This is a genomic window from Agromyces sp. NSFZ (assembly GCF_056156205.1).
The window spans coordinates 2848734-2869991 of the sequence record NZ_CM149585.1 but is presented as its reverse complement, the minus strand read 5'-3'; the positions used below and the strand labels follow the sequence as shown (position 1 = coordinate 2869991).

Below are 21258 nucleotides of genomic sequence, written 5' to 3'. Positions count from 1 at the left end.
CAGGGTGTGACCGTGCAAACGAGACTTCTGGATGCGCGCGCCGCGTCAGCCGGCCGCGCGGGCCGGCAGCTCGAGGCCGCAGCGCTCCCCGTAGTACGCGTACAGCTCGGCCTTGAGCCCGTCGTCCGACGGCACATCGAGGCGCCCCGCCCGCCCGTCGTCGGCCGCGATCTCGAACGGCAGGATCGTACCGCGCTTGTCGTCCGCGATCGCATGCGCGTCGCAGCGCGCGGGCCGCACCGGCAGGCTGATCGTGAACGGGGCGTCGCCGACGGCCACGTCGATCCCGAGGGTCCAGTCGATGCCGTCCTCGGCGTTCAGGAGGGTCGTGCCGTAGACGCGCTCGATGCGCATCGAGCGGTCATCGGCGGCGCCGTCCTGAGCCTGTCGAAGGGATGCCTCGGGCTCGATCCGCACGTCGATGAACGCGCGCCGCTCGGCGCCGGAGCCCGTCGAACGCAGGTGCTCCGGCATGACGATCGCGGCCACGGCAGCCACCGACTCGCCGAGGCAGTCGGCCGCATTCACGCGGGCGACGGTGTCGAACGGGTCCTCCGCGGTGAGGCGGCCCGCCTGCACGCCGTCGGCGGTCGCCACCTCGAGGTCGACCTCGACGGGGCTCGGCTCGGCGTCGCAGATGCTCGCCGGCAGGTCGAGCCGGACGTCGATGGCGTCACCCGCGTCGAGGTCGATCGCCTCCGAGCGTTCGAGCCCCGGCTCCAGGGTCGCGGTGCCGAGCACGAACGACTCGATCGTCACGGGCGCGGCGCCGTGGTTCTCGAAGCGCACGACGAGGCGGCCCGCCGGAACGTCGAGGCGGCCCTGCTTGATGGAGACCGCGAGCCCGTCGGGAAGCGCCGGTTCGGGCGAGGCCGATGCGCACCCGGCGAGCAGTGGCGGCACGGCGACGAGGGCGGCGAGGAACCCGAGCGAGCGGAGACGGTGGGCGCGAGGCATCCGGCTCATCGCTCGATCACCGCACCGAGACGTCGAGGCGTCGGCCGGCCAGCGATCGGGGCAGGCCGGCCAGGTGTTCGGCCACCTGCTCGATGGCGCGGGCCGCCGGATCGTCGGGCGCCGAGACGACCACGGGGATGCCGGCATCGCCGCCCTGTCGGAGCGCGATGCTGAGCGGCACGCTCGCGAGGAGCGGAACGGGAGCGGGCTGACCCTCGGAGAGCCGTTCGGCGACGAGGGCGCCACCGCCCGCGCCGAACAGCTCGACGACACCGCCGTCGGGTCCCGCGAAGCCCGCCATGTTCTCGACCACGCCCACGATGCGCTGGCCGGTCTGGCGTGCCACGATGCCCGATCGCTCGGCCACGTCGGCCGCTGCGGGCTGCGGGGTCGTGACGACGACGACCTCGGCGTTCGGCAGCAGCTGCCCGAGCGAGATCGCGACGTCGCCCGTGCCCGGCGGCAGGTCGACGAGGAGCACGTCGAGATCGCCGAAGTAGACGTCGGTGAGGAACTGGTTCAGCGTGCGGTGCAGCATCGGGCCCCGCCACGCGACCGCCACCGAGGACGCGCGCCCGCCCGGATCGGTGGGCTCCACGAACATGCCGATCGAGATGACCTTCACGCCGTGGGCGACGGGCGGCAGGATCATGTCGTCGACGCGCGTAGGGCGGGCCGCGTTGCCGTGCTCGTCGACGAGCCCGAGGAGTCCCGGAATCGAGAAGCCGTGCACGTCGGCGTCGACGAGCCCCACGCTGAGCCCGCGTGCCGCGAGCGCCACGGCGAGGTTCGCGGTGATCGTCGACTTGCCGACACCGCCCTTGCCGCTCGTGATCGCGATCACGCGCGTGAGGGTGCCGGGCCCGAAGGGGTTCCCGCGAGCCGCGCGACCGCCGCGGAGGCGTTCGGTGAGCGCCTGACGCTGCTCGGGCGTCATCACCGTGAGATCGACGACCGCGTTGCCCGGCCCGACCACCGTCTCGGCGGCCTGGCGCACGTCGCGCTCGATGCGGTCGCTGGCGGGGCATCCGACGATCGTCAACCGGATGCCGACGCGGACACGACCATCGTCGGCCACCGCGACCGACTCGACCATGTCGAGCTCGGTGATGGGCTTGCGGATCTCGGGATCGATGACGCCCGTGAGCGCGGCGCGGACCCCCTGCTCGAGCGCCGCGGCGTCAGCGCTGGGCATGCTCGGCCTCCTCGTCGGACTGCCGGTCGAGCTCCTCCATCGCTGCGCGGAGCTCGGCACGGATGAAGTCCTTCGACGCGAGGTCCTTCACGGCGAGGCGCAGCGCCACGACCTCGCGGGCGAGGTACTCGGTGTCGGCGAGGTTCCGCTCGGCACGCTGGCGATCCTGCTCGATCTGCACGCGGTCGCGGTCGTCCTGGCGGTTCTGGGCGAGCAGGATGAGCGGCGCGGCGTACGACGCCTGCAGCGAGAGCACGAGCGTCAGGGCCGTGAAGCCGATCGCGATGGAGTCGAATCGCAGGTGCTCGGGCGCGAACGTGTTCCAGGCCATCCACCCGATCGCGAACACCGACAGTCCGAGCAGGAAGCCGGGCGTGCCCATGCCGCGTGCGACCCACTCGGTGAACCGGCCGAACCGGTCGCTGTCGCCGTTCCCGCGGAACGAGGGCGATCGACGGATGCCCTTCGGGGTGTCGAACCGGCGGTTCTCGGCGTCAACGCGTGCCATCTCCTGCCCTCCTTCCATGCGGGATCGGGATGCTACCGGTGGTCAGCTGGGCCCGTGCCGCAGCACGTCGACCCACTTCGGGATCCTCGGGATGACTTCGCCAGTCATCGGGCAGGAGGTAGTCGAGCACGTCGTCAATCGTCACCACCCCGACGAGTCGGTGCTTCTCGTCGACGACCGGCACCGACACGAGGTCGTAGCTCGCGAGGATGCGGCTCACCTCGGCGGCGGAGGTGTCGGCGCGGACGGGTTCGAGGCCCTGGTCGATGAGGGTGCCGAGGCGCTCGTGCGGGGGATAGCGGAGCATGCGCTGGAAGTGCACGAGGCCGAGGAAGCGGCCGGTCGGCGGCTCGTACGGCGGCAGCGTCACGCAGATCGCCGCGCCGAGCGCGGGGGGCAGGTCGTGCCTGCGGATGAGCGCGAGCCCCTCGGCGACCGTCGCGTCGGCCGAGACGATGATGGGCTCGGTGGTCATGAGGCCGCCGGCGGTGTCGGCGCCGTAGGAGAGGAGGAAGCGCACGTCGTCGGCCTCCTCGGGCTCCATGAGCTCGAGGAGGTGCTCGCCGCGCTCCTCGGGGAGCTGCGCGATGAGGTCGGCCGCATCGTCGGGCTGCATGTGGTCGAGCACGTCGGCCGCGCGGTCGTCGCCGAGCTTCGCGAGGATGTCGACCTGATCGGACTCGGGCATCTCCTCCAGCACGTCGGCGAGGCGGTCGTCGGGCAGTTCGGCGGCCACCTCCTGCCGGCGTTGCGGCGGCAGGTCGAGCAGGGTGTTCGCGAGGTCGGCCGGCTTCAGCTCGGAGTACGTGGCGATGAGCTGCTCGGCGGACTGCGCCTCGCCCTTCGCGGTGAACTCGCGGACCTCGCGCCAGGTCACGTACGCCGACTGGCCCTTCGAGAACGGCGAGACGCCCTTGGGGCGGCGTACGAAGAGCTGGTCGACCTCCCACTCGCCGGGCTCGCGTTCCTCGATCGCGACGTCCTCGATGGTCGCCTGACCGGAGCCGTCGTTGAACACGACCTTGCGACCGAGCATCTCGGCGATGACCCGCACCTCGCCGCCGCGCTGCTCGAAGCGGCGCAGGTTGATGAGGCCGGTCGTGATGATCTGTCCGCCGCCGATCGACGTGACGCGCCCGATCGAGACGAAGACGCGCCGCTTGCCGGGGATCTCGACGATGAGCCCGACCACGCGCGGAGGGTCGTTCTTGCGGTACACGACGAGGACGTCGCGCACCTTGCCGACCCGGTCGCCCGCGGGATCGAAGACCGCGCAGCCGGCGAGTCGGGCGACGAAGACTCTCGTGGCGCTCACGGTACCAACTTAGCCCCCGAACGGGGATTCCCGGCCGGTTCCCGCGGCCTCGCACGCCCCCGTGGGAGAATGGCCGCGTGAGCACCCAATCCCCGTTCGGCGGCCGCATGGCCCGCGCATATCCGACCCTTCCCAAGGGCGAGACCGTGGCGAGCTTCGAGACCTACGCCGAGGCCCAGGCCGCCATAGACACGCTCTCGAAGGCCGACTTCCCGGTGAAGGAGCTCGCCATCGTCGGCACCGACCTCACGAGCGTCGAGCGCATCACGGGCAGGCTCAGCTGGGGTCGGGCGGCCGGTGCGGGCGCACTGTCGGGCGCCTGGTTCGGTACCTTCCTGGGGCTCCTGTTCTTCATCTTCGCGCCGACGGGCGCGTCGCTCGGCATCCTCGGCTCGGCGATCCTCATCGGCGCCGGGTTCGGCATGATCTTCAGCGTCGTCTCATACGCCGCCAACCGTCGCCGCCGCGACTTCACCTCGGTCGCGCAGGTGCTCGCGACGCGCTACCTCATCGTCGCCGAGCCCGCGCATGTCACGCGCGCGCGTCAGGTCCTCGGCACGACGGATGTCCCGGCCACGGCCACCCCGTGGAGCACGTCGGCGGCGACCTCGGCTCCGGCCGTGCCGGCTGCCGTGCCACCGGCCGCGCCCGCCGCCCCGGCCGAATCGCCGGCCGCCGCCCCGCCGCCCAGCGCCGGGCAGGACGGCGAGACATCCGGCACCGGCGCGGAGCCCGTCGAGGAGCAGCCCCGCGGCCTCACCTACGGCGAGGCGCAGGACGCGGCGCGTCGCGCCGCCCGCGAGCGACGCGACGCCCCCGAGTCCTGAGCGCGGCTTTCCGGGCTCCGAGCGCTCGGGGAGTCGCTCGGGGGAGTCGCTCGGAGCGTCGCTCGGCAGTACCGACCGCTACCAGGTGACGGGCTTCTCACCCGTGTAGAGCCACACGTCGAAGAAGGCGTCGAGTTCCTCGCCCGACACCTCCTCCGCGAGCGCGATGAAGTCGGCCGTCGACGCGGTGCCGCCGCCGAACCGCTCCACCCACGTCTGCGCCAGCTCGAAGAACGCGTCGTCGCCGAGGTCCACGCGCAGGGCATGCAGGGTCGCGGCCCCCCGGTCGTAGACCGGGTTCTGGAAGAGCCCGAGCGGACCCGGGTCGGCGACGATGAGGTTCCATTCCTCGTCGTCGGCGGGGATCGACAGGTAGTCGTCGAAGGCCTCCTGCGCGGTGCCGCCGCCGCGATGCTCGGTCCACATCCACTGCGAATAGGTGGCCCAGCCCTCGTTGAGCCAGATGTCAGCCCAGCGGTAGGGGCTCACGTGGTCGCCCATCCACTGATGCGCGAGCTCGTGCGCCACGGTGCCCTCGCGCGCGGTGCGCGAGAAGAACGACCGCGTCTGCGTCTCGAGGGCGTACGCCACCGAGTCGTCGTCGACGATCGCGCCGTACGAGTTGAAGGGGTAGGGCCCGTACAGGCCCTCGAAGAACACGAGCATGTCGCTGGTGAGGGAGAGGGCCGCCGAAGGATCGCCGAGACGTGTCGGATCGACGGCATCGAAGATCGGCGTGCCGTTCTCGGCGACGTACTCGTTCACCTCGTAATCGCCCACACTGGCGGTCGCGAGGTACGCGGCCATGGGGTCGGGTGCGTCCCAGTACCAGGTGGTCCTCCCGTCGGCCGTGGCCGCAGGGGCGCTGGGCAGTCCGTTCGCGACGGCGACGAGGCCTTCGGGCACGGTGATCTCGAAGGAGTAGGTCGCCTTGTCGGTCGGATGGTCGTTGACCGGGAACCACGTGGCCGAGCCGTCGGGCTCGCTGACCACCATCGCTCCGTCTCGGGTCGTGACCCAGCCGTAGAGCGCGCCCTCGATATCCGTCGGACGCGTCGTGGTGCCGCCGTACGTGACCACGACCTGAGCCCGCTTGCCGGCCTTGACCTTCTTCGTCGGCGTGATGACGAGTTCGTTCGCGGTCTGCGTGAAGGTCGCGGCCTTGCCGGCCACCGTCACCTGCGTGGCGGTGAGGCCGCGCAGGTCGAGGTTGAATCGGCTGAGGTCCTGCGTCGGGACGAGGTCGATCGTGGCGACGCCGTCGAGGTGGCCCTCCAGCGGTGCCGGATCGGGTGGGGCCGGCGTGTAGTCGAGGTCGAGGTGGTAGTGCACGACATCCGTGCCGCCGTTGCCGGCCAGCGGGAAGTACGGGTCACCGGCTCCGTCGGAGCCCGGCGTGTACTCCGCCGGGCCGGCGACGGCGACGGATGGCGCGCCGAGCAGCGCGACGACGGCGACCGCCGATCCGAGGGCGAGCAGTGCGGGGCGGCGAGACGGCATGGATCCTCCTGCGTTCGGCGGTGCTGCACGGTGCTGCCCTGACCGAGGCTGACGCGGCTCGGTACGACAGTGGTGCTCAATGTAGACCCCGCGGCGGCGGGTCCACCAGAGTCGCGGTGCATTTCCAGACTCGCGATATAGCGTGTGCCCATGGCGCAGTTGATCACCAAGCGCGAACTCGAGCGCGAGATCGCCGAGGGCGAGCGGCCCGATCGGCCGATCCGGCGGATGCTCCGAGCCATCCGCCGTCGGATCGACCGCCACCCCCGGCTGCGGCTCGCCTACCGGCTCGGGGTCGGCGTGCTCGGCGGCGTCATCGCGATCGGCGGGCTGCTCCTCGTGCCGCTGCCCGGACCCGGATGGCTCGTCGTCTTCCTCGGCCTCGCGATCCTCGGCACCGAGTTCGCGTGGGCGAAGCGCCTGGCCGCCTTCACGAAGCGCCTGCTCGCGCGCTTCTGGGCGTGGTGGCAGGCGCGGCGGACCGAGCGCGCGAGGGCCTGACTCGCGCCGCCCGCACGCAGGCCTCACCACCCGCTGCGCCACATGCACGCCCGCTGCGCCACTTCGCCTGGCGCGGAGGCCGCCGAAGTGGCGCAGGCGGCGTCAGGCGCCGGCGCCCCCGCGCACCCACGCCTCGACCTCGTCGGCCGTGCGCGGGATGCCGGCCGAGAGGTTCTCGGCGCCGTCGGCCGTGACGAGGATGTCGTCCTCGATGCGCATGCCGATGCCGCGGAACTCCTCGGGCACGGTGAGGTCGTCGGGCTGGAAGTAGAGGCCCGGTTCGATCGTGAACACCATGCCGGCCTCGAGCACGCCGTCCATGTACATGGAGCGCCGCGCCTGCGCGCAGTCGTGCACGTCGAGCCCGAGGTGGTGGCTCGTGCCGTGCACCATGTAGCGACGGTGGAACTGGTTCTCGGGCTGCAGCGACTCCTCGGCCGACACCGGCAGGAAGCCCCATTCGGCCGTCTTGCGGGCGATGACCTCCATGGCGGCCGCGTGCACCTCGCGGAAGATCGCGCCGGGCTTCACGACGCGGAACGCGGCGTCCGCGGCCTCGAGCACCGCCTCGTAGACCTGCCGCTGCAGGGGCGAGAACGCGCCGTTCACCGGGAACGTGCGCGTGATGTCGGCGGTGTAGTAGGTGTCGCGCTCGACGCCGGCGTCGAGGAGCACGAGGTCGCCCGGCACGACGGGACCGTCGTTGCGGGTCCAGTGCAGGATGGTCGCGTGCGGGCCGGCCGCCGCGATCGAGCCGTAGCCGACGTCGTTGCCGTCGAGGCGGGCGCGGGTGGCGAAGACACCCTCGATCACCCGTTCGCCGCGGACCTCGGCGGTGATCCGGGGAAGCTCCTCGAGCACCTCGGTGAAGCCGCGCGCGGTCGCGTCGATCGCGGCGCGCATCTCGGCGATCTCGAACTCGTCCTTCACGAGGCGCAGTTCGCTCAGCACGCGCGCGAGGTCGGCGTCGGGCTCGTGCTCGCCGCCCACCTCGAGCGAGAACGGGGCATCCGACGCGTTGGTCGAGAGTGCCGCCTCGGCGGCGTACCGGATGCGGGCGTGGTCGACGCGCTCGGTGATCGACGGGTCGGCCTCGCGCAGCACGAGCGTGGCGGTGTCGACCGAGCGGATGACATCGTCGAAGTCGGCGATGCCGCGCGTGGCGAGGCCGAGGTCGGCGGCGACGTGCGCGAGCGACGGGCGCGGGCCGATCCAGAACTCGCCGATGGACGCGTCGGCGTAGAACTCCTCGGTGTCGCGTCCGGCGCGCTCCCGGAAGTAGACGGTCGCGTCGTGCGCGTCGTCGTTCGGTTCGAGCACGAGCACCGCGCCGGGTTCGGAGTCGGCGCCCCAGCCCGTGAGGTGCGCGAACGCCGAGTGCGCGCGGAACGGATAGTCGGTGTCGTTGGCGCGCTGCTTCATGTCACCGGCCGGGATGATCAGCCGGACGCCGGTGAACGCCGCCGACACCTTCGCTCGCCGCGCCGCGGCGAAACGCGCCTGCTCGCGGGCGGGCGGCAGCGTCTCGTCGCGCTCGGCCCAGCCGCTGCCGATGTAGCGCTTGAAGCCCTCGGACCCGGGCGTCGTCGAGCGATTGGCGTTGCGGTCCTCGTCCTCCGACGTCGGGCGTGCGGTGGTCGTGCTCGTGTCGGTGTTCGCCATGCCGACCATTCTCGCACTCCGCGATTCGGTCCCTGAGCCGGTCGAAGGGGTCCCTGAGCCGGTCGAAGGGCCGCTCGCTTCGACAGGCTCAGCCAGCGGTCGAAGGGGTCTCGCTTCGACAGGCTCAGCGAGCGGCGGGGCTCAGCCGGCGGCGGGGCTCAGCGTCGCGACCACGGGGCGGTGGTCGCTGCCCGACCCGTCGACCTCGCCGATGACCCGGAACCCGTCCACTCGCCAGTTCGGCGTCGCGAGCACATGGTCGATCGGGCTCCCGAGGAGCTCGGGCAGGAACGTCGGCCACGTGCCGATCGCCCCCGCACCCGCCTCGACCGCGGCATCCCGGCATCGCCCGAGATCGCCGCCGTCGACGCCCCGGCCGGCGAAGTGGTCGACGGTCGCGTTGAAGTCGCCCGCCATGATGACGTCCTCGCCCGCGCACTGCTCGGCCAGCCAGTCGAGGTCGCTGCGCCAGTTGCGCAGCTCCCAGCGGATCGGCGCGACCGCGTGCACGGCGATCATGCGCGGGCCGTCGCCGTCGACCGGGTCGGCGACGATCGAGGGCAGCGTGTTGGTGTTCCCGGGCGGCCCGGGCACGAGCGCCGACGTGACCGTGTATTCGCCGAGCTCGGGCGAGATGAGGATGGTCGTCGAACGGGCCTTCGCGACCTCGTCGAAGGCGACCGTGTGCACCCACATCGGGCTGCCGCCCTCGCGCATGGCGATCGCGACCTCCTCGCCGAGCGGTCCGGTGGTCTCCGACAGCACGATGACGTCGGCGCCCTCGTCGAGGGCCAGCGTCGCGATCGACGAGGCGTCGGGCACCTCGCCGAGGGTGTTCCAGGTCAGGACCGTGACGGATGCCTCGCCGGCCGCGGCATCCGAACCGCTCATGCCGCGCGCGGCGAGCACGGCGACGTTGCCTGCGGAGAAGAGCGCGAGCACGATCGCCATGGCGATGCCGAAGCTCCGAGTGGGGCGCGGGATCGTGAACAACAGGAAGCCGGCGGCGAACACCGCGCCGCCCACGGCAGCTGCGCCGCGGAGCGCGACGACATGGGCCGCGACCCACTGGTTCTGGAGCCCGAACCCCTGCGGCCACACCAGCACGACGGCGACCACGGCGGTGCCGAGGACGACCATCCACGCGAGGAACCGGAGAAGCACGCGAACCACCATAGGGGGAAAGGCCCAGCCGTGGCCGAGGCGTCGCCGCCGGTCCGCTGGGAGTCGGCGGTGAGGATGCCCCGACTAGCATGAAGGGATGTCCGAAACCCCCGTCGGCGTCGGGATCGCCGACCTGCACACGCACACGACGGTCTCGGACGGCACGGAATCGCCGACCCGCCTGATGCAGCAGGCCGCGGCGGCGGGACTCTGGGGCATCGCGCTCACCGACCACGATTCGACGGGCGGGTGGGCCGAAGCGGCGGCCGCCGTGCCCGAGACGGGCGTCGTGCTGATCCCGGGCATGGAGCTCTCCACGCGCGAGGGCTTCATGAGCGTGCACCTGCTCGGCTACCTCATCGACCCGCTCGACCAGACGCTGCTCGCCGAGACCGCGCACATCCGCGAGTCGCGGCTGACGCGCGCCGAGGAGATCGTGCGCCGAATCGGCCGCGACTACGCCCTCACCTGGGACGACGTGCTCGCCCAGACGACCGAGGGCGCCACGATCGGGCGACCGCACATCGCCGACGCACTCGTGGCCCGCGGGCACGTGTCCACGCGATCGGCGGCGTTCGCCGGCATCCTCGACCCGAGCGCGGGCTATGCGCAGCCGCACTACGCACCCGATCCGCTGACGGGCGTGCGCCTCATCCGCGCGGCCGGCGGCGTGCCGGTGCTCGCGCACCCCGGCACGCGCGGCGCCGAGCGGGTGATCCCGCCCGCTCGACTGCGCATGCTCGTCGACGCCGGCCTGTTCGGACTCGAGATCGACCACCCCGAGAACCGCGAGGACGCGAAGCCCCGCCTGCGCGCCCTCGCCCGCGAGTTCGGACTCGCCGTCACGGGCTCGAGCGACTACCACGGCGCCGGCAAGCCGAACGTGCTCGGCGAGTGCTGGACGGCGGCCGACGTGGTCGAGCGCATCGTCGCCGAGGGTCGAGGCTCGACGCCGGTCAGGCCGTAGGGTTCACGCGGCGGCCCGCCGGCGCCGACGGCTCACGCGGCGGGAGCTGCGCCGCCGGTCGAGCCTCCGCCGCGGCGACGGCGACGGCGGCGCGGAGCCGCATTGCCGTCGTGGTGCTCGTGGCCCTTGCCGTCGTGCGTTCCGGTGCCGGGCTCCTTGGCGACCGCCGCGGCAGCCGTCTCGGGCTTCTCGGCCGACCCGGCCGCCGAGCCGGCCGCCGACCCGGCGACGCCGACCGTCTCGCCGGCGGGCTTGCCCCCGCGGGTGCGTCGACGCGAACGCGAGCGGGGCGCTCGCTCGGCATCGCCCTCAGCCCGGCCCTCGCTGCGGCCGGCCACGCTCGAGCGCGCGGGAGCGGCCGTGGCCGTGGGCTTCAGGCGACCCTTCGTGCCCTCGGGGATGTCGAGGTCGGTGTACAGGTGCGGGCTCGACGAGTAGGTCTCGGTCGGCTCGGGCTGCCCGAAGTCGAGAGCGCGGTTGATGAGCGCCCACTTGTGCAGGTCGTCCCAGTCGACGAACGTGACGGCGATGCCGGTCTTGCCGGCTCGCCCCGTGCGACCGACGCGGTGCAGGTACGCCTTGTCGTCGTCGGGGATGGTGTGGTTGATGACGTGCGTCACGTCGTCGACGTCGATGCCCCGGGCCGCGACATCCGTGGCGATCAGGACGTCCTTCTTGCCGGCCTTGAAGGCGGCCATGGCGCGCTCGCGCTGGTCCTGGTTGAGGTCGCCGTGCACCGCGGCGGCGTTGAAGCCGCGGTCGTTGAGCTCCTCGACGAGCTTCGCCGCCGCGCGCTTCGTGCGCGTGAAGATGACGGTCTTGCCGCGGCCCTCGGCCTGCAGGATGCGGGCGATCACCTCGTCCTTGTCGAGCGAGTGCGCGCGGTACACGAGGTGCTTGATGTTCGCCTGCGTGAGTCCCTCGTCGGGATCGGTCGCACGGATGTGGATCGGGCGCACCATGAAGCGACGCGCGAGCGCGACGATCGGCCCCGGCATGGTCGCCGAGAACAGCATGGTGTGCCGCGTCGCCGGGGTCTGCGCCATGATCTTCTCGATGTCGGGCAGGAAGCCGAGGTCGAGCATCTTGTCGGCCTCGTCGAGCACCATCTCGCTCACGTTGCGGAGCGACAGCAGCCGCTGCGACGCCAGGTCGAGCAGGCGTCCGGGGGTGCCGACGACGATCTGCGCGCCGGCCTTGAGCTGCTCGATCTGGCCCTCGTAGGCCTTGCCGCCGTAGATCGACACGATCTTGGTGGGGCGGTTAGATGCCGCGAGCTCGAGGTCTTCGGTCACCTGCACGCAGAGCTCGCGCGTCGGCACGACGACGAGCACCTTGACACCCGGCTCGGGGTCGTCGCCGAGGCGCTGGATGATGGGCAGGCCGAAGCCGAACGTCTTGCCCGTGCCGGTCTTGGCCTGGCCGATGATGTCCTGACCCGAGAGGGCGAGGGGGATGGTCTGTTCCTGGATGGGGAAGGCATCGATGATGCCCTTCCCGGCGAGCGCGTCGACGATGTCGGACGCGACGCCGAGGTCACTGAAAGTGGTCAAAGTTCTGCCTGTCGAATGTCGCTGATGAGGGTGCGCCTCGTCTCGACTCCAGGCGCACGGCCGCGGATCCAACGTCCGCAAGCGCTCCCAGCCTATCGGAGACTGCCTGAGAGCCTCCGATAGGCTGTGCCCGTGGTGTTCCGGACGAATCGACGCGGTGCGCGTCCCGACGCGACACGACTGCGTCCCCGCGTCGCCCCGACGGAGCTCGCGCGCGTCGACTTCCACGAGCTCGTGCCCGAAGCCGTGCCCTTCCTCGGGCAGGCGGCCTACATCCAGCTCGAGTTCTTCGAGGGGCTGGCGAAGGCCGTCGCGACCGCGCCGACGCTCCCGTCGAAGGAGGGACTGAGTGCTGCGGCCGGCGTCGCCCTGCGCAAGCACCACGCGCTCATCGCCGAGATCCGCCGGCTCGAGGTGGAGCCCGACGACGTCATGGCGCCGTTCGCGCCGGCCACCGACCGGTTCCGCCAGGCGACGGCCGGGGCCGACTGGTACGAACTGCTCCTCGGCATCCACGTCACGGCGGGCATGCTCGATTCGTTCTTCTCGCGTCTCGCCGAGGGCCTGGCCGCCGACCTCGGGGCGCGCGTGCGGGCCATCCTCGACGAGGAGGGCGCGGCCGTCCTGCTCGAATCCGAGCTGCGCAGCGCGATCCGCGACGAGCCGCGGCTCGCCGACCGACTGGCGCTCTGGGGTCGCAGCCTCGTGGGCGACACCCTCCTCATCGCGCGGTCGGCGCTCCGGGGGTCGGATGCCTCGGCGCGGGCCGGCGAGCAGGTGGAACCCGTGTTCACCGAGCTCATCGCCGACCACACGCGTCGCATGGACGCGCTCGGCCTCACGGCGTAGCCGGAGGCCCGGCCCCACGCCCGTCGCCGAGCCGGTCGGCAACGGGCGCCTCAGGCCTTGCGGGCCGCGGCTCCGGGGCGTGCGAGCCGCTCGAAGAGCGCCTCGTCGGCGCGCTCGCGGCGCGGCCCGATCATGAGGGCGGCGACGACGGATGCCCCAGCCGCCGCCGCGAGCGAGACGACCCAGATCCAGGCGCCGTCCCACGGCCAGCCGAGCCACGTGAGCCCGACCCACACGACGGCGGCGACTCCCGTGCCGATCGCGGGGACGAGGGCGCTGCCGTACGTCTGGCGCCGGGGGAGCGAGTAGCGGGCGGCGAGCCCGAGGATCGCCCCGCCGAGCGCCACGAACAGGAGTTCCATCGTCAGGCGACGAAGCCGACGCGGCGCGACTCCTCGGAGCCGATCTCGACGTAGGCGAGGGCCGCGGCCGGCACCACGTACACGGTGCCCTTGTCGTCGGTGAGCTTGAGGTGCGCCGCCTGTCCGGCGAGCGCCGCTGCGACGGCCTGCTCCACCTCCGCCGCCGACTGCGAGGTCTCGAATCCGAGTTCACGGGGGGAGTTCTGGATGCCGATGCGAACGTCCACGGTGGCCCTTTCTGCTTGTGACAGAAACACTACGACACGGGCCGCGCCGGGCCGCTCCCGTTCACTGTCGGCGGAACGCGTTACCGTTCAGGCATGCCCGAGATCGCGACCCTGCAGCATCCCGTCGCGACCCTCGCCGACCACGAGCACGCGGCCGTCTTCGGAGCCCCCGGCACCGGCAAGACGAGGCTCGTCGTCGAGCTCGTCGCCGACCGCGTCGAGCGTCGTGGCCACACCACCGAGGAGGTGCTCGTGCTCTCGGCGACGCGCGCCTCGGCCACGGCCCTGCGCGATGAACTCGCCGTGCGCCTCGGCGTGACCACGCGCGGTCCGCTCGCGCGCACCGCCAACTCCATCGCGTTCCAGCTCGTGCGTGCCGCCGTGGGCGCACCCGTCACGCTGCTCACGGGCGCCGAGCACGACCAGATCGTCGGCGACCTGCTCGAGGGGGGCATCCGCGACGGGTTCGGTCCCGCGTGGCCCGAACCGCTCGGCCCAGAGGTGCGGGAGCTGCGCGGCTTCCGGTCGGAGCTCCGCGACCTCATGATGCGTGCGATCGAGCACGGCGTCGACGCCGCCGCGCTCGCCCGGCTCGGCGAACGTGCGGGCCGCCCCGAATGGGTCGCGGCGGCGGCGTTCCTCGAGGAGTACGCCGAGGTGAAGGAGCAGGTCCGCCCCACCCAGTTCGATTCGGCCGAACTGGGCGCGTTCGCCGCGACCATCGTGCGTCGGAGCACGACGGATGCCGCGGCATCCGCGGCGCTCGGCGACCTCGCCCGGCTCCGGCTCATCGTCGTCGACGACGCACAGGAGGCGACCGAGGCCACGGCCGCGATGCTCGGCGCATTCGCGGCGCGCGGCGTCTCCATCGTCGCGTTCGGCGACCCCGACGTCGCGAGCAACGGATTCCGCGGCGGCCGGCCCGAGCTGCTCGGCTCGCTCTCCACGGTGCTCGACGGCGCGCCCGTGCGACGCATCGACCTGGCGCGCGTGCAGCGTGGACGGCCGGCCATCCGCGAGGTCGTGCGCTCCGCCACGTCGCACATCGGCACCGCGCTCGGCGGCACGCACCGGCAGGCGGCGTTCGGCGAGCCCGACGGCGGCGTCGCCGAGGTCGACGCCGACCCGCTGGCCGCCGTGCTCGGCATCGAGGCGCCCTCGCACGCCGCCGAGTGCCAGTCGGTCGCGGCGCTCCTGCGCGAACGTCACCTGCTCGACGGGGTGCCATGGTCGTCGATGGCCGTCGTGCTGCGCTCCGGCGCCGACGTGCCCGCGTTCGAGCGGGGCCTCGCGCTCGCCGACGTGCCCACGGCCGGCGACGCCGCCCGCACCGCCCTGCGCGACGCACCCGCGGCCGCCGCGCTGCTCGTCGCCGCGTCGCTGGCACTCGGGCGCGAGCCGCTCACCGCCGAGCGGGCGATCGAACTGCTCACGGGTCCGCTCGGGCGGCTCGACGGCGTCGGCCTCCGCCGGCTCCGGCTCGCGCTTCGGCACGAGGAGCTCGCCGGCGGCGGCGCACGCTCGGGCGACGAGCTGCTCGTCGACGCGCTCTCGGCGCCCGGCGGGTTCGAGACCATCGATGCCGCTCCGGGCCGCCGCGCCGCTCGCGTCGCGAAGCTCCTCGGGGCCGCCCGGGGCGTCGCCGCCGACGGCGGCACCATCGAGGAGGTGCTCTGGACCCTGTGGAGCGGCAGCGGTCTCGCCACCGAGTGGGCGGCCCAGGCGCGCGGCACGGGCGTGCTCGCCGAGGAGGCGAACCGCTCGCTCGACGCCGCGGTCGCGCTGTTCGCGGCAGCGACCCGCTTCGTCGAACGCGAGCCCGAGGCGCCGGCCGGCGGGTTCGTCGACGAGGTGCTCGCGAGCGAGCTGCCAGAGGACTCCCTGGCTCCGCAGCGCAGCGCCGAGTCGGTGGTCGTGACCACGCCGCCGGCGCTCATCGGCCGCGAATTCGACGTGGTCGTCGTGGCCGGACTGCAAGACGGCGTGTGGCCGAACCTCAGGCCCCGCGGCACGCTCCTCCATGCCGGGTTGCTTCCGCGGGTCGTCGCCGCCGCGCGTGCGGGTGCGCCGCTGCCCGGGCCCGAGAACGCGGCCGAAGCGCGCGTCTCGGTGCGCGGCGACGAACTACGGCTGTTCGCGCTCGCCGCGTCGCGCGCGCGACGCCAGCTCGTGCTGAGCTGCACGGCCAACGACGACGAGCAGCCGTCGATGCTCATGGGCTACGCCGTCGAGCGGGTACGACCGCGGCGCAGGCCCCTGCACCTGCGAGGGCTCGTCGGGGTACTGCGACGTGAGGCGGTCGCCACCGCCGATCCCGAGGCCGCCGCCGCGCTCGCGCTGCTCGCCGAGGAGGGCGTGCCGGGGGCGCACCCCGACGACTGGTACGGCCTCGCCGAGCCGTCGACCACGGCGCCGCTCGTCGACCTCGACGATCCCGAGGCGTTCGTCGCGGTTTCGCCCTCGCAGATCGATCGCGCCGAGGAATCGCCGCTCGGGTGGTTCATCGACCACGTGGCTTCCCCGCCGTCGGGCCTCGCCGCCTCGATCGGCACCATCGTGCATGCCGTGGTGGAGGAGGCCGGAGCCCGCGCCGACGGCGACACGAGCGTCGAGACGCTCTGGGCCGCCGTCGAAGCGCGATGGCGCGATCTCCGGTTCGAGGCGGGCTGGGTCGCCGAACGTGAGAAGCGGGGCGCGCGGCGCATGACCGAGGGCGCCGCCGACTACCTCGCGACCTTCGCCGACGACGGCAAGGTGCTGCTCGGCGCCGAGGGCCGGTTCACCCTCATCGTCGGCCGCGTACGCATCACGGGGACCATCGACCGGGTCGAGGCCTCGCCCGACGGCACCACCGTGATCGTCGACCTCAAGACGGGCCGCACCCCGCCCACCGCCGAGCAGACGGCGCGGCATCCGCAGCTCGCCGCCTATCAGCTCGCCGTCCGCGGCGGCGAAGTGCCGAACGCCGGCGTCATCGGCGGGGCGAAGCTCGTCTACCTCGCGCGCCCCACGCGCGGCGTCGCGTACACCGAGCGGGTGCAGCAGCCCTTCGACGACGAGGCCGAGGCGGAGTTCCGCGAGCGGCTCGCAGCTGTCGGCCGGATCATGGCCGGCAGCACGTTCGAGGGGCCGGGCGAGCTCGGCTTCCGCTCGCGGTTCAGCGCCTGGCAGTACCGCGTGCACCTCGTTCCGGCGGTGTCGGCGTGAGCGGCGGCGGGGCCTCGACCATCGGCGCATCCGCGATCGCCGCGCGCCTGGGCCTGCACCAGCCCACCGACGAACAGCGCGCCGTCATCGAGGCCGACCCGCACGGTGCGAGCATCGTGGTCGCAGGCGCCGGCAGCGGCAAGACCGAGACCATGGCGAACCGGGTGGTGTGGCTCCTGGCCAACGGCCATGTCGCCGTCCCCGAGGTGCTCGGCCTCACGTTCACGCGCAAGGCCGCCGCCGAGCTCGCCGACCGCGTGCGCGAGCGTGTCGGTCAGCTCGTCGCCGAGGGCATCGCCGAGGTCGACCTCGATCCGCTCGAGGCGGCGTCCGTGAGCACCTACAACGCGTTCGCGAGCACCATCTACCGCGAGCACGCGATGCTCATCGGGCGCGAGCCCGACGCGTCGGTGCTCGGCGAGGCATCCGCGTGGCTGCTCGCCCGCTCGGTGGCGAGTGCGTCGGCAGACCCGCGACTCGTGGAGCTCGACGCCTCGCTCGATCGCGTCACGGGCGCGGTGCTCGCACTCAGCCGTGCGCTCGCCGAGAACGTTGCCGACAGCCGCGACGTGCGCGCATTCGCCAGGGACTTCCTCGCCATGGAGGGCCTGCCGATCGAGGCGCCGCGCAAGCGCACCGACTTCCAGACCTTCACCGACGCGCTCGGCGTCGTGGGTGCGCTGCCGCCGCTGCTCGACCTCGCCGACGCGTACGCCGCGGCCAAGCGAGAGCGGGGCTACGTCGAGTTCTCCGACCAGGTGGCCCTCGCCCTCGCCATCTGCGAGCGGCATCCCGAGGTCGTCGCCGCCTCCCGCGAGCGGGCGCGCACCGTGCTGCTCGACGAGTACCAGGACACGAGCGTGGTGCAGACCCGGCTGCTCTCGACGTTGTTCCGGGGTCACTCGGTCATGGCCGTCGGCGACCCCGACCAGTCGATCTACGGATGGCGCGGGGCGAGTGCCGCCAACCTCGCCCGCTTCGCGAACGACTTCGCGCCCGACGCCACGTGCGGCGTGTACGACCTCTCGACGAGCTGGCGCAACCCGCGCATCGTGCTCGACGCAGCCAACACGCTCATCGGGCCGCTCGACGCCGGTATTCCCAAGGCGCCGCTCGCGGCCTCCCCGTTCGCCGGCTCGGGTCGGCTCGAGGTGGCGTGGGCCGAGACCATCGAGGAGGAGGCCGACCTCGTCGCCCGCTGGTTCGCAACGCGCCTCCGCCGCACCGGTGCCGGCGCCGCCCCGAGTGGAGCGCTGCTGTGCCGCACGTTCGCGAACGTGGGCGTCTTCACCGACGCCCTGCGCTCGCACGGCGTGCCCGTGCATGTGCTGGGCGTCGCGGGCCTCCTCGACCAGCCCGTGATCGCCGATCTCGTCTGCGTGCTGCGCGTGCTGCACGATCCCACCGCGGGCTCCGAGTTGGTGCGCGTCCTCGGCGGTGCGCGGTGGCGCATCGGCCCCGCCGACCTCGCCGCGCTCCACGACCTCGCGCGATGGCTCGCCGATCGCGACCTCGCAAGCCATCGCCTCGACGACGACGTGCGCACGAGCCTCAGGGCCTCGATCGCACCCGACGAGTCGCCGTCGATCGTCGACGCGCTCGACTTCCTGCTCACCGCACCCGACGAGCATCGCGCGCTGGCGCGCTTCAGCGAGACGGGACTCGGCCGCATGCGGCGAGCGGGCGCGCAGCTCCAGTCGCTCCGGCGTCGTGCGGGCCTCGGCCTCGTCGACTTCGTGCACCTCGTCGTGCAGGAGTTGCTCCTCGACATCGAGGTGGCCGCGAACGCGTCGCAGCCGCTCGGCGGGCCGAGCCTCGAGGCGTTCGACGAACTGCTCGCGAGCTTCGCCGACGTGGCGGAGCATCCCACCCTCGGCGCATTCCTCGGCTGGCTCACCGAGGCGGAGCAGCGCGATCGGCTCGCTCCCCGGCAGGACGATCCCGAGCCCGGCGCCGTGCAGGTGCTCTCCATCCACGGCTCCAAGGGTCTCGAGTGGGACCTCGTCGCGATCCCGCGCATGGTCGACGAGGAGCTCCCGTCGAAGCCGCGCACGACGAAGGGGTGGCTCGCCTTCGGCGAACTGCCGAACGACTTCAAGGGCGACCGCGACGAGCTGCCCGAATTGCAGTGGCGAGGTGTGCAGAGCCAGGCCGAGTTCGACGTCGCCGTGCGTGCGTTCGCCGACGAGAACCGCGATCGGCACGCCGAGGAGGAGCGACGCCTCGCCTATGTCGCGCTCACCCGCACACGCGACGAGCTGTTGCTCACCGGGTCCTGGTGGTCGACCCAGAAGTCGGCCCGCCGACCGAGCCCGTTCCTTCGCGAGCTCGCGGTCGCACGCGTCATCGATCCGGCCGTGCTCCCGCTCGCGCCCGGGGCCGATGAGAACCCGCGAGAGGCGGCGACGACGCGCCAGCAGTGGCCGCTCGACGCGCTCGGCGCCCGGCGCGACCGGGTGCACCTCGCTGCCGATGCCGTGCGCGCGGCGGCCGAGCGTCCGAGCGGCGCCGGCATCGGACCCCGGCTCGCCGAGGAGCTGCGGCTGCTCCTCGAAGACCGTCGCCGTCGCTTCGACGGCCCAGATGCGCCGCAGATCCCCGCACGCGTGCCCGCCTCCCGGTTCAAGGACTACGTCGACGACCCGGCGGCCGTCGCCGAGCAGTTGCGCCGCCCGATGCCGCAGCGTCCCTACCGCGCCACCCGCATCGGCACGCTGTTCCACGCCTGGGTCGAGCATCGTTCCACGGGCCTCGGCGACGCCGCGGCGATCGACGACGGCTGGCCGGTCGTCGCCGACGACGACGAGCAGCGGGGATCGCTCCTCGCGGATGTCGCGCCCGAGCGCCTGCGCTCGCTGCAGGCGACGTTCGAGGCCTCCGAATGGGGCGGGCGCCGCCCCATCGCGGTCGAGCTCGAACTCCACCTGCCCATCGACGAGCACGTGTTCGTCTGCAAGCTCGACGCGGTGTACGAGGTGCCGCCGGGCGGAGAACTCGCGGCACGGGGCATCCGCTACCAGGTGGTCGACTGGAAGACCGGTGCGGCACCGCGCGACGAGCACGACCTCGAGCTCAAGCAGACGCAGCTCGCGCTGTACCGCCTCGCCTACGCGAAGTGGGCGGGCGTCGCGCCCGAGCAGATCGACGCCGTGTTCTACTACGTCGAGGACGACCGCATCATCCGACCCGATCGCCTCTACGACGAGGCGGCGTTGCGTCGCTCCTGGGCGTCGGTGGCCCGAGCGGGAGTGGCGGCGGGGGATGCCGCGTCACGGGTCTCGGCAGCGTCATGAGGTGACCACGGCGGCTCGGGCGGCGCCGCGTCGCCCCAGTCGCTGAGGTCGAGCGGGATCGGTGCCGTGGCATCTGTCGCCGCCATCGGCCGCTCCCCGGCCTCGCGGCGTTCGAGCTCCGAGAAGTCGTAGCTGTCGGTGAGGAGGGTGCCGCCGCCGCCCTGCGATCGGTGGTCGCGTGGCGTCTCGTCGAGCATGCGCTCCACATCGTCGACGGCGAGGATCGGCCCGGTGTCGGGCGAGAGCGGTTCGCTCGAGTGGTCGTGCACGCGTTCGACGAGGCCGTCGAGGAGCGACACGGCGTCGTCGATGATGGCGTGGTCGCGCCGTTCGACGCCGTGCAGGAGCCACCGGGCGAGTTCGAGCTCACCGTAGAGCAGCGCGCGCTGCGGCAGGTGGGCGTCGGCGACGCCCGCGCGGCCCCTCGTGTACGCCTCGAGGGCGTATTCGGCGGCGGCGCCGCGCGAGGTGAGCAGCCAGTGCAGGTCGCGCGCAGGGTCGCCGACCGAGAGGGCGCCCCAGCCGACGATCGCCGTGACGATGTCGCCGTCGACGAGGATCGAGTCCGCGGTGAGCGCGCCGTTGACGACGGTGGGCCGGAATCGCCAGAGGGTCGCGTCGTCGGTGGCCTGCTCCCACCGGCGCAGGATCGCCGCGGGCAGGTGACCCGTGTCCGCCGCACGGCCGATGAGGTCGACGACCGCGTCGTGCGCCTCGTCGGAGCTCTCGCGGGGGAGTCCGGCGTCGCTGATGAACCCGCCGGGCAGCGTGTGGATCGCGGCGATCGCGGTGCCGACCGCCCAGGCGAGCGACTCGTGCTCCGTGAGCTCGTCGGCCGTCATCACCGTGCCGGGAAGGAACTCCGTGACGATGGCGCGCGTGCCGTCGATGGGCGCCTGGCCGACGAACGCCGGCACCCGGAACGGCAGGAGCGAGCGGATGCCGGGCGTCAGTGCGCGGATCGCGACGAGGTCGGCGGACTGCTCGTTCTCGGCGCTCTGCGAGCGGGGCGCCCGGATGACGAGATGCCGCCCGTCGGCGGCGCGGAGTTCGACGCTGTCGTACCCGCCGTGGCTCCGACGGGTGTGCGTGCGGGCCCCGCGCACCTCGAGGCCGGGCACCGCCGCCGTGGCCAACGCGGCTAGAGTGAGAGGGGGTCTGGCCATGGCCA

General features: G+C 72.8%; 17 protein-coding genes. 6 read left to right on the top strand and 11 right to left on the bottom strand.

The window, feature by feature from the left end:
* Nucleotides 1–45: 45 nt before the first annotated feature.
* The 4 genes from ACVFI9_RS13500 to ACVFI9_RS13485 are packed head-to-tail and all read right to left on the bottom strand — an operon-like array spanning nucleotide 46 to nucleotide 3975.
* Nucleotides 46–966 (bottom strand): cupredoxin domain-containing protein, encoded by a 921-nt coding sequence (locus ACVFI9_RS13500; RefSeq protein ID WP_474762733.1) that lies wholly within the window; start codon nucleotides 964–966, stop codon nucleotides 46–48.
* Nucleotides 967–973: 7 nt separating this feature from the next.
* Entirely contained in the window at nucleotides 974–2152 is a 1179-nt protein-coding gene (locus tag ACVFI9_RS13495) for an Mrp/NBP35 family ATP-binding protein (protein WP_474762732.1), read from the bottom strand.
* Nucleotides 2139–2660, bottom strand: coding sequence for a DUF1003 domain-containing protein (locus ACVFI9_RS13490; protein WP_474762731.1), 522 nt, complete (start codon nucleotides 2658–2660; stop codon nucleotides 2139–2141). The genes ACVFI9_RS13495 and ACVFI9_RS13490 overlap by 14 nt, the downstream gene beginning before the upstream one ends.
* Entirely contained in the window at nucleotides 2647–3975 is a 1329-nt protein-coding gene (locus ACVFI9_RS13485; protein WP_474762730.1) for a magnesium transporter MgtE N-terminal domain-containing protein, read from the bottom strand. Before ACVFI9_RS13485 ends, ACVFI9_RS13490 begins: the two co-directional genes overlap by 14 nt.
* A gap of 77 nt (nucleotides 3976–4052) precedes the next feature.
* Between ACVFI9_RS13485 and ACVFI9_RS13480 the strand changes: the two genes are divergently transcribed.
* On the top strand, nucleotides 4053–4802 hold the full coding sequence (locus ACVFI9_RS13480; protein ID WP_474762729.1) for a YflT domain-containing protein: 750 nt from the start codon (nucleotides 4053–4055) through the stop codon (nucleotides 4800–4802).
* A 78-nt stretch (nucleotides 4803–4880) separates the two neighbouring features.
* Here the strand turns inward: ACVFI9_RS13480 and ACVFI9_RS13475 are convergent, their stop codons facing one another.
* Nucleotides 4881–6302 (bottom strand): M1 family metallopeptidase, encoded by a 1422-nt coding sequence (locus ACVFI9_RS13475; protein ID WP_474762728.1) that lies wholly within the window; start codon nucleotides 6300–6302, stop codon nucleotides 4881–4883.
* 150 nt (nucleotides 6303–6452) lie between these two features.
* Here ACVFI9_RS13475 and ACVFI9_RS13470 point away from each other — a divergent pair, with 150 nt between their 5' ends.
* Complete coding sequence (locus ACVFI9_RS13470) at nucleotides 6453–6803, top strand: TIGR02611 family protein (protein WP_474762727.1); 351 nt, start codon at nucleotides 6453–6455, stop codon at nucleotides 6801–6803.
* A 102-nt stretch (nucleotides 6804–6905) separates the two neighbouring features.
* Here ACVFI9_RS13470 and ACVFI9_RS13465 read toward each other — a convergent pair whose 3' ends face one another.
* Together ACVFI9_RS13465 and ACVFI9_RS13460 are read right to left on the bottom strand one after the other, a co-directional pair.
* Nucleotides 6906–8474: an aminopeptidase P family protein gene (locus tag ACVFI9_RS13465; protein WP_474762726.1), complete on the bottom strand. Its 1569-nt coding sequence runs from the start codon at nucleotides 8472–8474 to the stop codon at nucleotides 6906–6908.
* Between the two features lie 132 nt (nucleotides 8475–8606).
* The gene (locus tag ACVFI9_RS13460) at nucleotides 8607–9629 is read right to left on the bottom strand and encodes an endonuclease/exonuclease/phosphatase family protein (protein ID WP_474762725.1); all 1023 of its coding nucleotides are present in this window, start codon (nucleotides 9627–9629) and stop codon (nucleotides 8607–8609) included.
* Between the two features lie 97 nt (nucleotides 9630–9726).
* On the opposite strand from ACVFI9_RS13460, the gene ACVFI9_RS13455 reads away from it, so the two are divergent.
* A complete protein-coding gene (locus tag ACVFI9_RS13455; protein WP_474762724.1) occupies nucleotides 9727–10596 on the top strand; it encodes a PHP domain-containing protein in 870 nt (289 codons plus the stop codon).
* Between the two features lie 32 nt (nucleotides 10597–10628).
* On the opposite strand, the gene ACVFI9_RS13450 is transcribed toward ACVFI9_RS13455, so the two are convergent.
* Entirely contained in the window at nucleotides 10629–12149 is a 1521-nt protein-coding gene (locus tag ACVFI9_RS13450) for a DEAD/DEAH box helicase (protein ID WP_474762723.1), read from the bottom strand.
* 132 nt (nucleotides 12150–12281) lie between these two features.
* Between ACVFI9_RS13450 and ACVFI9_RS13445 the strand changes: the two genes are divergently transcribed.
* The gene (locus tag ACVFI9_RS13445) at nucleotides 12282–12998 is read left to right on the top strand and encodes a ferritin-like fold-containing protein (protein WP_474762722.1); all 717 of its coding nucleotides are present in this window, start codon (nucleotides 12282–12284) and stop codon (nucleotides 12996–12998) included.
* A 50-nt stretch (nucleotides 12999–13048) separates the two neighbouring features.
* On the opposite strand, the gene ACVFI9_RS13440 is transcribed toward ACVFI9_RS13445, so the two are convergent.
* The gene (locus ACVFI9_RS13440) at nucleotides 13049–13360 is read right to left on the bottom strand and encodes a hypothetical protein (RefSeq protein ID WP_474762721.1); all 312 of its coding nucleotides are present in this window, start codon (nucleotides 13358–13360) and stop codon (nucleotides 13049–13051) included.
* 2 nt (nucleotides 13361–13362) lie between these two features.
* Nucleotides 13363–13587 (bottom strand): DUF3107 domain-containing protein, encoded by a 225-nt coding sequence (locus ACVFI9_RS13435; protein WP_474762720.1) that lies wholly within the window; start codon nucleotides 13585–13587, stop codon nucleotides 13363–13365.
* Nucleotides 13588–13680: 93 nt separating this feature from the next.
* Here ACVFI9_RS13435 and ACVFI9_RS13430 point away from each other — a divergent pair, with 93 nt between their 5' ends.
* Both ACVFI9_RS13430 and ACVFI9_RS13425 read left to right on the top strand, forming a co-directional pair.
* Nucleotides 13681–16794, top strand: coding sequence for a PD-(D/E)XK nuclease family protein (locus tag ACVFI9_RS13430; protein WP_474762719.1), 3114 nt, complete (start codon nucleotides 13681–13683; stop codon nucleotides 16792–16794).
* Complete coding sequence (locus tag ACVFI9_RS13425) at nucleotides 16791–20087, top strand: UvrD-helicase domain-containing protein (protein WP_474762718.1); 3297 nt, start codon at nucleotides 16791–16793, stop codon at nucleotides 20085–20087. Before ACVFI9_RS13430 ends, ACVFI9_RS13425 begins: the two co-directional genes overlap by 4 nt.
* On the opposite strand, the gene ACVFI9_RS13420 is transcribed toward ACVFI9_RS13425, so the two are convergent.
* Nucleotides 19991–21223 carry a phosphotransferase gene (locus ACVFI9_RS13420; protein ID WP_474762717.1) on the bottom strand — a complete coding sequence of 411 codons (1233 nt, stop codon included), beginning with the start codon at nucleotides 21221–21223 and terminating at the stop codon, nucleotides 19991–19993. The two genes, ACVFI9_RS13425 and ACVFI9_RS13420, sit on opposite strands and share 97 nt — an antisense overlap.
* Nucleotides 21224–21258: the final 35 nt, after the last annotated feature.

Coding starts and splice junctions, on each gene's coding strand:
- ACVFI9_RS13500 (WP_474762733.1), bottom strand. CDS start 966: ATGAGCCGGATGCCTCGCGCCCACCGTCTCCGCTCGCTCGGGTTCCTC.
- ACVFI9_RS13495 (WP_474762732.1), bottom strand. CDS start 2,152: ATGCCCAGCGCTGACGCCGCGGCGCTCGAGCAGGGGGTCCGCGCCGCG.
- ACVFI9_RS13490 (WP_474762731.1), bottom strand. CDS start 2,660: ATGGCACGCGTTGACGCCGAGAACCGCCGGTTCGACACCCCGAAGGGC.
- ACVFI9_RS13475 (WP_474762728.1), bottom strand. CDS start 6,302: ATGCCGTCTCGCCGCCCCGCACTGCTCGCCCTCGGATCGGCGGTCGCC.
- ACVFI9_RS13470 (WP_474762727.1), top strand. CDS start 6,453: ATGGCGCAGTTGATCACCAAGCGCGAACTCGAGCGCGAGATCGCCGAG.
- ACVFI9_RS13465 (WP_474762726.1), bottom strand. CDS start 8,474: ATGGTCGGCATGGCGAACACCGACACGAGCACGACCACCGCACGCCCG.
- ACVFI9_RS13455 (WP_474762724.1), top strand. CDS start 9,727: ATGTCCGAAACCCCCGTCGGCGTCGGGATCGCCGACCTGCACACGCAC.
- ACVFI9_RS13440 (WP_474762721.1), bottom strand. CDS start 13,360: ATGGAACTCCTGTTCGTGGCGCTCGGCGGGGCGATCCTCGGGCTCGCC.
- ACVFI9_RS13430 (WP_474762719.1), top strand. CDS start 13,681: ATGCCCGAGATCGCGACCCTGCAGCATCCCGTCGCGACCCTCGCCGAC.